At 34.3% G+C, this 12,978-nt stretch carries 9 protein-coding genes and 1 other annotated feature (1 of these 10 running past the window's edge); of the genes, 4 read left to right on the plus strand and 5 right to left on the minus strand.

Annotated elements, in window-relative coordinates; genetic code table 11:
* Positions 1-6 precede the first annotated feature (6 nt).
* Together GW534_RS04055 and GW534_RS04060 are read right to left on the minus strand one after the other, a co-directional pair.
* On the minus strand, positions 7-1,668 hold the full coding sequence (locus tag GW534_RS04055; RefSeq protein ID WP_161919808.1) for a GspE/PulE family protein: 1,662 nt from the start codon (positions 1,666-1,668) through the stop codon (positions 7-9).
* Between the two features lie 30 nt (positions 1,669-1,698).
* Complete coding sequence (locus tag GW534_RS04060; RefSeq protein ID WP_161919779.1) at positions 1,699-3,141, minus strand: G5 domain-containing protein; 1,443 nt, start codon at positions 3,139-3,141, stop codon at positions 1,699-1,701.
* 321 nt (positions 3,142-3,462) lie between these two features.
* On the opposite strand from GW534_RS04060, the gene GW534_RS04065 reads away from it, so the two are divergent.
* The 4 genes from GW534_RS04065 (at position 3,463) to GW534_RS04080 (ending at position 6,594) form a co-directional block, all read left to right on the plus strand.
* On the plus strand, positions 3,463-3,882 hold the full coding sequence (locus GW534_RS04065) for a type IV pilus modification PilV family protein (RefSeq protein WP_161919780.1): 420 nt from the start codon (positions 3,463-3,465) through the stop codon (positions 3,880-3,882).
* On the plus strand, positions 3,875-4,390 hold the full coding sequence (locus tag GW534_RS04070; RefSeq protein ID WP_161919781.1) for a PulJ/GspJ family protein: 516 nt from the start codon (positions 3,875-3,877) through the stop codon (positions 4,388-4,390). The genes GW534_RS04065 and GW534_RS04070 overlap by 8 nt, the downstream gene beginning before the upstream one ends.
* Positions 4,390-6,291, plus strand: coding sequence for a hypothetical protein (locus tag GW534_RS04075; protein WP_161919782.1), 1,902 nt, complete (start codon positions 4,390-4,392; stop codon positions 6,289-6,291). Before GW534_RS04070 ends, GW534_RS04075 begins: the two co-directional genes overlap by 1 nt.
* A gap of 114 nt (positions 6,292-6,405) precedes the next feature.
* A complete protein-coding gene (locus GW534_RS04080) occupies positions 6,406-6,594 on the plus strand; it encodes a hypothetical protein (protein WP_161919783.1) in 189 nt (62 codons plus the stop codon).
* Positions 6,595-6,647: 53 nt separating this feature from the next.
* Here the strand turns inward: GW534_RS04080 and GW534_RS04085 are convergent, their stop codons facing one another.
* From GW534_RS04085 to GW534_RS04095, 3 genes are all read right to left on the minus strand, one after another.
* On the minus strand, positions 6,648-8,369 hold the full coding sequence (locus GW534_RS04085; protein ID WP_161919784.1) for a sensor domain-containing diguanylate cyclase: 1,722 nt from the start codon (positions 8,367-8,369) through the stop codon (positions 6,648-6,650).
* 192 nt (positions 8,370-8,561) lie between these two features.
* Complete coding sequence (locus GW534_RS04090) at positions 8,562-9,857, minus strand: bifunctional folylpolyglutamate synthase/dihydrofolate synthase (RefSeq protein WP_161919785.1); 1,296 nt, start codon at positions 9,855-9,857, stop codon at positions 8,562-8,564.
* 325 nt (positions 9,858-10,182) lie between these two features.
* Positions 10,183-12,831, minus strand: a complete 2,649-nt coding sequence (locus GW534_RS04095; protein WP_161919786.1) for a valine--tRNA ligase — start codon at positions 12,829-12,831, stop codon at positions 10,183-10,185.
* 131 nt (positions 12,832-12,962) lie between these two features.
* Positions 12,963-12,978, minus strand: a binding site (T-box leader) (it continues 283 nt past the right edge of the window).

The following is a 12,978-nucleotide window of genomic DNA, read 5'->3' on the forward strand; positions in this document are numbered from 1 at the left end:
CCCTCCTTAGTCTAAAACAGCAACCCGTAATACCTCTTCAGTAGTAGTTAATCCTTCTTTTACTTTTAACAAACCATCATCGACTAAAAATTTCAATCCATTTTGCCGAGCTAGATTGCGAATTTCTACTGTAGACGATTTACTTAGAATTAAACGTCTAATATCTTCATCAATTGTTAAAATTTCATGAATGGCAATACGTCCTCGATATCCCGTATTGTTACAACTTCCGCAGCCTTGCCCACGACGTACCGTTTCAATTCGTAAACCTCGACTTGCAAAAATTTCCTTTTCTCGTTCATTGGCTGGTACTTCTTGTCCACAATCACGACAAACCCTACGTACAAGTCGTTGTGCAACTATACCAATAATCGATGAAGAAATGAGAAAAGGTTCAATTCCCATATCATCCAAGCGAGATAGCGCTTCTACTGCACTGTTCGTATGTAAAGTACTTAAAACTAAATGCCCCGTTAAGGATGCTCGAGTTGCAACTTCTGCAGTTTCCGAATCGCGAATTTCCCCAATCATTAAAATATCTGGGTCTTGTCGTAAAATAGAACGTAAACCATTTGCAAAAGTTAACCCTACTTCTTCTTTTACTTGAATTTGGTTAATCCCATCTAATTGATATTCAACCGGATCTTCTACAGTAATTATGTTTACTTCTTCTGAATTCAAGTGATTTAAAGCTGCATATAAGGTCGATGATTTTCCTGACCCGGTTGGACCTGTTATAAGAATGATACCATTCGGTTTTTTTAGCATATTCGAAAAAATTTCTGTATTTTCGTCTGTAAAACCAATTTTTTCAATATTATTCATCGCATTTGATAAATCTAATAAACGCATAACGACTTTTTCGCCAAAAATCGTTGGCAATGTAGAAACACGTATATCGACCGGTCTAAAGTTAATGGTTGTTTTTATTCGACCATCTTGTGGTAATCTAGATTCTGTAATATTCAAATTCGCCATAATTTTAATTCGGGCAATAATAACATTCTGCATATGTTTTGGTAATGATCGGTCCGTTTGTAAAATTCCATCTATCCGATAACGTACTCGAAAGTCATTTTCCTGTGGGTCAAAGTGAATATCACTCGCCCGTTGTGCCAATCCGTTTGCGATGATTTGGTTAACTAGACGAACAACCGGTGAGTCATCACGGATTACTTGTTCATCTTCTAAAGATTCTTCTGGGGCAAACTCTCCCATAATTTCTTCCATTGACTCTTGTAAGTCATAAAATTTCGTAATAGTACGGTATAATTCGTCTTTCATAGCAATAGCAGGTTCAATTTGGTAACCTGTGGCCATACGTAACTCTTCTATAGCAAAATAATCCATCGGGTCTGCCATCGCAACTAGCAATTTATTTCTATCTTTGCGAATCGGCATCGCATAATGTCGTTTAGCCAATTCTTTTGGTACGAGTTGTATAAGATCGTGATCGATTGGATATTGACTTATATTGATATGGGGTATTCCAAGTTGGAACTCTAACACTTCAATTAATTCTTGTTCCGAAATAAAGCCTTCACGTAGCAATGCGTCACCCAATTTTTCATCAGCTGATTTTGTGTTCAATGTATGGTTTAATTGTTCATTCGTAATTAAACCTGCCTCAACTAGTAAATCTCCTAACCGCTTTCTTGCCAATGGAATCCCTCTTTCTTTTATTACGAATTAGAATATTTAGAGAGAAGATTCGACCTCATTCTCTTCCAGAGTTGGCTGCTCAGTATTATTTTCATCACTTGAACTACTTAATAATCCAAATAGGAACAACCAGCCAAGCAGTTCTCTTAACTGCTCCTCCGTTAATTCTTCACCATTAAATAAATCTAATTGTTCCAGAATAACATTTTCATCCACTTCATCTGGAGTAGATAATTCGGATAAGTTCGCATTATTATTTATTATTTCCTTTATTTGAGAAACATCACTCGAAATATTAGTTTCTTCTTCCACAACATTAGATTCTTCATCAGAAACAGGAGATTTTAGAATAATTTTCGGTTGTGGTAAATAAAAATCTCTTGCGATTAGTTCTTTCGATACAACGGTACCATTACTATCCCGATTCGTTTTATAAACCTCAACTCGATTGCCATTTTGACCTGTTTGTATTACTTGTTCATGTCCTGGCTTTAAATCTTCATCATAACGGATTATAGTATGAAATTTCACATCAGTTTCATTTTCAATTGTATACTCATGACTAGTATTAATTGGTGTGGAAAGTAGAGCAAGATTTAGCTCTGACCCTGCTTGTTGAATTAAAAACTTGTAACTAGTTGGTCCTGGGTTATATATGACTAAATCAATATTATTCTTTGGATTTACATGTGCCTCTAATCCCGCTTTAGTATAAGTTGGAATTTCTCCTTGTGATGCACGTTCTACAACTTGTAAATTTGTCTTCAGCGCAAGTGCATAAATCATCGATGCAACAAAATCCCCTTCCTTCTGCCCAAAATGACTTACTTCACTTGCAACTTGCTCATTAAAAGAGAAATTTGTGTTAGCAGGTATTTCTAACCCATTTACTTTATCAATGAACATTTTTAAATAACCATAATCCTTAGGCACTGTCCAAGTAGTTTCTGCGATTATCTCTTCTGTTAGAAGGGCATCTGATGACAGAATTGCTTCAATTTCATGTTCCCCTAGATAGGATATAGTCTCTTCCATTAGTTTAATTGTTTGTTCTATATCTACAGCTTTTCCTAGTTGAGTGATAATATCTTCATCTAGTGAAACATTTACATAAAGTGGGACTTGTTTAGGTTGAGCTTTTTTAAAGAACTCATACCAACGTTTTTTTACTTTCTCTTCTAAATCCTTTATTGATCCTTGAATATCAAAAGTAATTGAATTATAGGGTACTGATATTTGTTGACCGGGTACTGTAACTTTTATTTCATCTACATTTTTCCATTTTTCAACTTTATCTAAAATTAAATTTATTGCTTCATCCGGAGTTTTTTCTCCGACATTAATTCCACCAATCATTGAGCCTTCTGGGAAAATAGTCGCAGCTTTAGCAATGGAAGTATTTGAAACTCCCCAAACTAGTCCAGAAATAACAAATATTAATGTTATTAATGTGATTGACAACGTTTTTATATTTTTCATTGCTAAACCTGCCTTTCTATAAAGTTCAAAACTAATAATGTAGTAAATTAAACCTAAATTAACTACAATTATAGTGTAAATCATGTAATTCTTATGTTATATTCATTGTAATACGAAACACTATGTAAAGGAATATAGATTTTTAAAAAATGATGAAATTTTCGTAAAAACCTTCCTTCTTTACCACTATTTTATTTTTATTAATATAAATAATCAACCCGATATATGTAAATTGTCCTGTTTACACTTATAATTCCCTAAAAAATTCATCATTTTCAGGACCAAAGCATCAAACTTATGTCTACAAAGGCGGTATTGTCTATGAAAATATTAAAATCAAATAATAAAGGATTTACTTTAATTGAGATAGTCGGCTCTATAACAATTCTTGCTATCATTTTAACAGTATCAATAAATATTTTTGTTTCTACGAATAAAACAGCAGTTTCTAATAATGAAAAATTAGTAGCTATTCATTTAGCAAAAGCAACTCTAGAACGAGTTAGAGAAAATTTTGACCATTATTTTATCGATGAAAGTAATAATTTGAAATATAAAAATGAAGAGTTTGTACTCATTAACAATAAGGAATACGAAGTCAAAGTTTCTATTGTTGGTGGAAAAACTCCAACAAAGAATAGCTTAGTTCATGTATTAGTAGAGGTTAATCTACTAGATGCTCAAAGACCCGTATCATCAAAAGTAGAAGGATATGTTGCCTATGATCCAAAAAATGATTAAAAACTATAATGGAATAACACTAGTCGAACTCGTTGCAGCTATAGCTTTATTAGGAGTAATTTCAATACTTACCTATTCTGTTTTATTTACTGGTATAAAAGCAAATGAAAGAATAATGGAAGAGTCAAAACTTCGTGACGAGGCTGACTATATTATGACACATTTTATAGAAGTCTTTTTTACATTAAAAGATTCACAAATTGACCGAGTGAATTCATTTTATGATGAGCCTGATTCAAACGGAAATTACTATATTCGTTTGAAAACTGGAGAAAAAATTGGATTTTATAATGGAAAAGTATTAATAAAAGATGAGGCAATTAAACTATTAAATGACGATATAAAGCTTGGAAAAAACTCAAAAATCGAAACAACACTTAATTCTGAGGGTGACAAATCAATTAACAGATTTAAAATAACCCTTGTTGTAGAATCCAAGAAAACAGATCAGAATTTAGAATTAGAAAGTATATTCGATGTGTTTAAAGTTCGAGAGGAGGGAGAATAATGAGATTTATAAAAAACGATAAAGGTTACTCGATGTTATTAACCATTTTCGTGTTCCTGTTATTTACTATTCTTTCTATTTCGCTTTTATCAGTAACACTTGCAGGAGCAAACCGGAATAGTATTAGTGAAGATAATATTCAATCTACAGAACTAGCACAGATGGGAATTGATTCTGCGATAGAATCTATTCATTCAGAAATAGAAGCTGAATTATTAAATAAATCAGGTATAAACGCAGAAATAATAAGTGTTACTAGAGAAACTTTCGAAAAGGTTTTGGATGATAAATTAAAAGAGTATACTGGTAAAACTATTAAGTCAACGGATTTAAAAACAGGGAACTTCACAGTAACTATAGGGGATGATATACATACAGATCCAAACAACCCTTTAAAAAAGTCACTTAAAATTACGAGTAAAGGTATTGTAGACGGCACAGAAAAAGTAATTACTTCTACTGTCGAATTTGGTCAAACTGAATTTGACACATTAAATTATGCCATTGGTACAAATATTTCAGATAAGTGTCGTAATAACAGCAATAATTGTGATAACGGTGAAGGTAATGTCTTTTTACATGGCGGTGTGCAGATAAAAGGAGATATGAAAGTAGAAGGTGATTTATTCACTAGTAAGAAAGCATACTATTATATAGGAAGAGAACGCTGGCAAACCACTTTAAAACCTAGTATTCTCCCAATTGAAAATGGACCAAAACCTCGGTTATTTTTAGGAGGAAATATTTATAATAACGACAATATAAATTCCGGATACTCTAGTCATATAAAAACTAAAAAAGGAAAGTTTAACAATCGATACTTGGTCAATAAAAATAATATTCATAATGCTTTTAATTTTGGAGAAGCTCCGATTTATAGTTCTATCCTAGCTAACCAAAAGAATGATATCAATATAGAAAATACAATCTCATCAATAAAAAGTATTTTAGAAGAAAAAGAGACAGAATATGTATACGAGTCTTCAAACAAGTACTATTTCCACAAAAATTATGAACACATGAATAACGATAAAAAAATAGTACCGGTTAGTGGATATAATGAAGTAGAAAAGGAATGTAAAAAATATTCGTGGTTATTTCCATGGATATGTGATGAATTGGAATATGAATATAAACCAATTATCAATTCAAATCATGTACATTCCTTTACAGGAGACAGTAAATTTAAATATTTTTATACAGATGGAGGTTTGACAATCTCAAATAGAGGTTCATTTAGTGTAAAGAAATCCAATTTAACAAAGTTTAATATTGAAGGAGATATAAAAAATCCAAATAATAAGGAAGCAGCCGCTTATATAGGTGGAAAGTTAACTATAGGAAACGAGTCTGAAAGCTCTTATGATATAAATCGGTATGATAATATAGAAGTCTCTGGTCTGTTCTATGTTGATGATGATTTACACATAAGAGGAGCAAATGCTAAATTTAATGCTATTATGTTTGTTAATGGTGATGTGACCATTGAATATTCTCAAATAAGAGGATTAAATTATGGATCCGGTAAAAAAGGATCACTCCTTATTTTTGCTACTGGGGATGTCAATATTAGAAATAATAGCGTGAATAGTGATATTGAAAATCCGAGTGACATAAAAGGTTATTTCTATTCTGAAAAGGACATGGAAATATTTGGTGTAGGTTCTAATATGCATATCAATGGAGGTATTGCAGCAAAAAGTGTGGTTTTAAATGCCGTACGTGGAAATTCAAACGCTTCAAACCATTACTTCCCAGATGCGACTAATTCAAGTAAACCTTCAAGATTACAGATAAATTACGATTCAGATTTAATCGAAACATTTAATGACTTAATCATAATGCAGCCGATCATTAACCATATTGATCCTCCAAGGGTAATTGAAAGAGGCTGGAAATAAAAATATAAAATTTTGTCCAAAAACCAATTACGACAAAGTTTCGAAGTTATTTTAACAGATTAAGCGCTCATTTCATCTCTAACTCAAGTCGATTTAGCAAACAAATATGTAACCTTGGAATTACGTGCTGGACCTAAGTTAAACAATCAACTTGAACCTTCTTTAATCGAGGTGACAATTAAGACAACAAGTCGGACCAATTCAATTGAATCTACTTCAAAAAGTGATAATATTAAAAACCCAAAACAAATAACAAATTGGGAGCTCGGTTTAAACGGCGAATACTATCAAAAAAAATGGTAAATGGATTTGCATAGTAACTTTAAAGTCCATTTACCATAATAATAATTCATAAATCACTTCACATACTCCGCAACCCTATTCCTTCCAACCTGTTTGGCACCTAAATATAAGGCGCGGTCGGCACAGCGGATTAAACTCATTTCTTCATCTGTATCGTCTGGAGCGTTGGCTAAACCAATACTAACTGTTAAATATACAGTTACTTTCTGTCGTTCGTCGGATAAATCATTGTAAATTACAAATCGTTCATCTTCTATCCTTCTACGAATCCATTCACCAAAGTCGCGGGCTTCATCTTTATCCATGTTTGGTAACAGAACAACGAATTCCTCCCCACCGTATCGAGCGAGTAAGCCTCTATCTCCTACCATCTCTTCTAACAATTTCGCAACTTGGATTAATACCGCATCCCCACTTTGGTGACCGTATGTATCATTCACCTTTTTAAAGTAATCAATATCCACGATTAATAAAGAAACAGTACGCCACTTTCCCGTTTGTAAATATCGAAAGGCTTCTTCAATTCGATTCGTAAACACTCGGGCGTTATATAGGTTCGTTAACGAATCCCGTTCACTAGCATACTTCATTTCTTCATAATGACGAGCATTATCTAACGCTACCGCTAAATAGGAACATAAAATATCTAAAATCATCACATGATATTTTTCATAAATTCTTTTCTTCTCTGAACCGATAAAGAGTACACCTGTAACTTCATTACTTTTTACCATCGGAACACAAATTCCACTTTCCATATCAAATGGAAAATACCCCTTATTATCTTTCAGCCATTCAACTTTCGTTTTATATAATAATGGCTTTCTAAGCTTCCACGCTTTACCAATAATTCCTTCTGTCACAACGATTGGGTCGAGGCTAACAGGATCTTCTACTCCCTTTTCATAACTACGAATTAACTCTAATTTTTCGTTATTTTTATTATCAAAAACATATAAGTAATCGATTGGAAAAAGATCAATTAATTTTTCAATAAAAATATTTAGAATTTCATTTGCTTGTAATCGCTCAGTTAATTGGTGACCGAGTTCGGCAGTCCGTTGTAAATAATCATTCATTTGCTTACTCTTATTATAAAAATGCAATAAAATTTGACAACATATAACCGGAAAACTCACAAATACCAAGCTAATAATTCCAATCATATTGTATAAATAATAAAGTAATAAACTGACTGGGAAAACAATTAAAACAATAACACTTTCCCATTTAAAAGCATCCGTAAAAAAAGGTGTCCGTCTTTGATACAAGACATTATTAATAAGGTAGTAGATTAAATAATTGGAGAATAAATAAGCAACTAAATAACCAGCTGCAGGAATGATAAATTGAATATTTGTTATGTTCGTCCCAATACCATGAACTCCACCGAGTAAATAAAAAACGGCAGCACTTGATAGTGACATAACAAAATACATAATTGAATTTAAAGGAAAGGCGAATAAACGATCCTTCGTCAGTCGTAAACGGACCATTGCCGATAAAACGATAATTTGACCGAGTATTAGTTCAGCAAGTAGACCGAACTCCATAAATACAACTAACGAGATCCACTGGGTGATTGAAAAAGGGATTTGTTTTAAAACAATTGGAATACCACCAGCAATGATGGCCACGATAATAAATGCAATAAAATCACCTAAATTCGAGCCTTTAATTGGGGGAAATTGTATAATTGCATAAATATTTACTACCAAAAACAAAATTGCCCATAAACTCCATACAATTGTCTGATTTTTTCTGCTAACGTTCATAAATTCTTCCCCCCAAGAATCTGACTCTAAATAAACGCCGCTATATCACTAGGGATTTCGACCTATTTTTTGAAAAAATTCGTAAAAATCGTTAATAATATTTTAACAAATTACGCTTTATTTGTCATTATCAATTCATTTCAAAGGAAAAAGAGGCATTATTGCCTCTTTTCTATGTATAATGTACTAATTTTATTTCTTAAGAAATGATTTTGCTTCAGAAACAAAATAGATTGAGCCACAAACAATTAATATTTCATCATCAGATTGTGTAGCTAATTTATTTGATAAAAATCCTTGCCAATCTTTAACGATTTCTTTAAATGTAGCATTCGATTTTTCAAATAATTCTTCGGCAGTAGATGCCCGTGGATCATCAATTTCTGTAAAATAAATTGGATAGTCTAACTGTTCTAATGTTTGAAGCATTTCATCTACTGGCTTATCTTTTAATGCTGTAAATAGTATGGAACCTTTTTTACCAGGATAATGACGGTTTAAAGTTTCTACCAAACTATTAATACCTTCTTTATTATGTGCACTATCTAATATGACAGTCGGTTTTTCTAAAACGATATCAAAACGAGCTGGCCAATAGGCTTTTTTCAAACCTTCGCGAATATGCTCTTCTTCCACATTAATCGCGTAAAATTGACGTAAATACTCTGCAACCATGATCGCCAATGTAGCATTTTCTATTTGATGACGGCCAATCATTGAAATTTCCAGGTTTTCATATGTTTTATAAAGGGTTTTTACAGTGAAGGACTCACCGTTTTCTGTCGGGCCAAGATCTTCATATGTAAACTCTTCACCAAGTTTGTAAAGGGTAGTCCTGTTTTTCTGCACAATCTCTTCATATTTTTTAAGAATTTCTTCATTCTGTACAGTTGTGATAACTGGTTGGCCACTCTTGAAAATACCAGCCTTTTCCATCGCAATGTCCATTAAATTGTCGCCTAAAATATTCATATGATCATAGCCAACATTTGTGATAACAGAAACGAATGGATGGATAATATTCGTTGAATCATAGCGACCACCTAAGCCGACTTCAACGATTAAAATATCTACTGGATGAATTCGGGCAAAATAATAAAAGGCCATTGCTGTAATAATTTCAAATTCAGTTGGCGCACCTAATTCTGTTTTTTCCAATTCATCGGTTAACGGTTTTATCGCTTCTGCTGCTTTTACTAAGTCTTCATCAGAAATTGGATTACCATCCACACTAATTCGTTCATTGAAACATTCTACATATGGTGAAGTGAATGTTCCGACTTCCGAACCACCCTCTTGTAAAATCGAACGTAAAAAGGTCGTTGTTGAACCTTTTCCATTCGTTCCACCAATATGTACAGTCCGCAGGCGACGTTCTGGATGATCTAATTTTTCCATCATCCATTTCATCCGTTCTAGACCGGGTTTAATACCAAACTTTTTCCGATCGTTAATCCATTCGATAACGTCTTCACTCGTTTGAAACATCAGCTGCATCCCCTTTTGCTGTATATTTTGTAACTGTTTTATTATGTTTAAAGAAAGCATTTGAAAAAACACTAAAAAATAAGGCGATGTCAATAATCGCCAATAATTAATAGTAGAGATGGCGGCGACTCAAAAAAATACATTCGTATTTTTTCTCCGATGTAATGCTCCGCAGCTTAATCAGAGTCCTGCGGGAAAAGGGTGAGTCTTGAGACCCCACAGCCGAACTTGTGAAGGGAGGAGGCTCAGAGCAGCCCCTAGGAAAGCGCCCGCCACCGATGCTTATCTACTAGTTATGGAGATTGTGGACATCCCCTATCTTTTATTATAATGCTTTTATTTCTTCAAGTCTCGTTTGAATAATCGAACGTTTTTCTAAATAATCTTTTTGTTTTGCTCGTTCTGCTTCAACAACCGCTTCTGGCGCTTTTGATACGAATTTTTCATTGTTTAATTTCTTCTCAACGCGCTCAACTTCTTTATTTAGTTTTTCAAGTTCTTTTTCAAGACGCGCAATTTCTTCTTCAATATCAATTAAACCTTCAAGTGGTAAGTAAATTTCTGCACCAGAAACAACAGCTGTCATTGATTTTTCAGGTGTTTCAACATTAAGAGCGATTGTGAGTGTCTCTGGGTTACAGAAGCGTTCAATATATGATTTATTCGCTTCAAGCGTTTGAAGTGCTTTTTCATCATGAGCGCTAATAATCATTTTAATTTTCTTGCTTAACGGTGTATTTACTTCTGCACGGATATTACGTACAGAACGAATAATGTCAACAAGCAGTTTCATTTGCGCTGCCGCTTCTTTATCCGTATATTCTTCTTTCACTGTTGGCCATGGTGCAGTTGTAATGGACTCACCTTCATGTGGTAGATTTTGCCAGATTTCTTCTGTCACAAATGGCATGAATGGATGTAATAAGCGCATTGTATTATCTAAAACGTACGCTAAAATTGAGCGTGTTGTTAGTTTTGCCTGCTCATCGTCACCATATAATGGTAGTTTTGCCATTTCAATATACCAATCACAGAAGTCGTCCCAAATGAAGTTGTAAAGGGCACGGCCAACTTCACCAAACTCATATTTATCGGATAGTCTTGTAACTGTTTCGATTGTTTCATTTAAGCGAGTTAAAATCCATTTATCAGCAACGGATTTTTCACCGGATAAATCAATTTCCTCATATTTCAATCCGTTCATGTTCATTAATGCAAAACGGGATGCGTTCCAGATTTTGTTAATGAAGTTCCAAACGGATTCAACTTTTTCAGTGCTGTATCGCAAGTCTTGACCTGGTGAAGATCCTGTTGCTAAGAAGTAACGTAGAGAGTCTGCACCGTATTGGTCAATCACATCCATCGGGTCAACCCCGTTACCTAGGGATTTACTCATTTTACGTCCTTGAGAGTCACGAACTAAACCGTGAATTAACACATCTTTAAATGGACGTGTTCCTGTAAATTCAACACCTTGGAAAATCATTCGGGAAACCCAGAAGAAGATAATATCATATCCTGTTACTAATACATCTGTTGGGTAATAACGTTTCAAGTCTTTTGCACCTTCATCTGGCCAGCCCATTGTAGAAAACGGCCATAACGCAGATGAGAACCATGTATCAAGTACGTCTTCATCTTGTTCCCAGTTTTCAATATCTTCTGGTGCTTCCATACCAACGTAAACTTCACCAGTTTCTTTATGATACCAAGCTGGAATTTGATGGCCCCACCAAAGTTGGCGAGAGATACACCAATCATGAATGTTTTCCATCCAATTTCGATATGTTTTTTCAAAACGCTCTGGTACAAAATGAACTTTTGTTTCATCTGATTCTTGAATATCTAAAGCTGCTTTTGCAAGTGGCTCCATTTTAACGAACCATTGTGTTGATAAATAAGGCTCAACAACCGCATCCGTACGTTCGGAATGACCTACAGAGTGAACCATTTCCTCGATTTCAATAAGTACGCCTGCTTTTTGTAAGTCCTTTACAATTTGTTTGCGGCATTCGAAACGGTCCATACCTTCGTACTTGCCAGCATTTTTGTTCATTGTTGCATCTTCATTCATAACAACAATTTGTTCTAGGTTGTGACGATTACCGATTTCAAAGTCATTCGGATCGTGAGCTGGTGTAATTTTAACCGCGCCAGTACCGAATTCCATATCAACGTATTCATCAGCAATAATCGGAATTTCACGATTTACGATCGGTAAAATAACAGTTTTACCAATTAAATCTTTGTAACGCTCATCTTCTGGGTGAACCGCAACCGCTGTGTCCCCTAGCATTGTTTCTGGACGAGTTGTCGCAACTTGAATATAACCAGAACCATCTTTTAACGGATAACGCATATGGTAAAATGCGCCTGGAATTTCTTTATAAATAACTTCAATATCAGATAGAGCCGTTTTTGCTACAGGGTCCCAGTTAATAATGTATTTACCACGATATATTAACCCTTTTTCATAAAGGGAAACGAATACTTTACGAACCGCTTTTGATAAACCTTCATCTAATGTAAAGCGCTCACGGCTGTAGTCTAAACCTAGACCGAGTTTTGCCCACTGTTCGCGAATATGACCTGCATATTCTTCTTTCCATTTCCACGCTTCTTCTAAAAATTTTTCACGGCCTAAGTCATAACGGGATTTTCCTTCTTCACGAAGTTTTTCTTCAACTTTCGCCTGTGTTGCAATTCCCGCATGGTCCATACCTGGAAGCCATAAAACGTCGTAACCTTGCATCCGCTTCATACGTGTAATAATGTCTTGTAACGTCGTATCCCATGCATGACCTAGATGCAGTTTACCTGTAACGTTTGGTGGCGGGATAACGATGGAGTATGGTTGTTTTGTTTCATCATCTTTTGCTTCAAAAAATTTACCATTAACCCACCATTCATAACGACCTTGTTCTACCGAATTCGGATCATATTTTGTCGGCATCGTGATTTGCTCATCACTCATTTAAAACTACCTCCTATATTTATTAGGTTGGCCTCTAGTGGCTCCTAATTTGTGATTGATTTTACATACTCTAAAAATTTTGCGTTAGTTTCTCGAAAGAACTTACGACTAAAAAACAAAAACCCCATTCGTTAAAGGACGAATGGA

It is taken from the genome of Pallidibacillus pasinlerensis, from assembly GCF_009996845.1.
Lineage (GTDB): Bacteria > Bacillota > Bacilli > Bacillales > Caldibacillaceae > Pallidibacillus > Pallidibacillus pasinlerensis.

Bases quoted from the DNA above. Each gene is read 5' to 3' on its own strand.
- GW534_RS04060 (WP_161919779.1), bottom strand. From the start codon at position 3,141: ATGAAAAATATAAAAACGTTGTCAATCACATTAATAACATTAATATTT.
- GW534_RS04065 (WP_161919780.1), top strand. From the start codon at position 3,463: ATGAAAATATTAAAATCAAATAATAAAGGATTTACTTTAATTGAGATA.
- GW534_RS04070 (WP_161919781.1), top strand. From the start codon at position 3,875: ATGATTAAAAACTATAATGGAATAACACTAGTCGAACTCGTTGCAGCT.
- GW534_RS04075 (WP_161919782.1), top strand. From the start codon at position 4,390: ATGAGATTTATAAAAAACGATAAAGGTTACTCGATGTTATTAACCATT.
- GW534_RS04085 (WP_161919784.1), bottom strand. From the start codon at position 8,369: ATGAACGTTAGCAGAAAAAATCAGACAATTGTATGGAGTTTATGGGCA.
- GW534_RS04090 (WP_161919785.1), bottom strand. From the start codon at position 9,857: ATGTTTCAAACGAGTGAAGACGTTATCGAATGGATTAACGATCGGAAA.
- GW534_RS04095 (WP_161919786.1), bottom strand. From the start codon at position 12,831: ATGAGTGATGAGCAAATCACGATGCCGACAAAATATGATCCGAATTCG.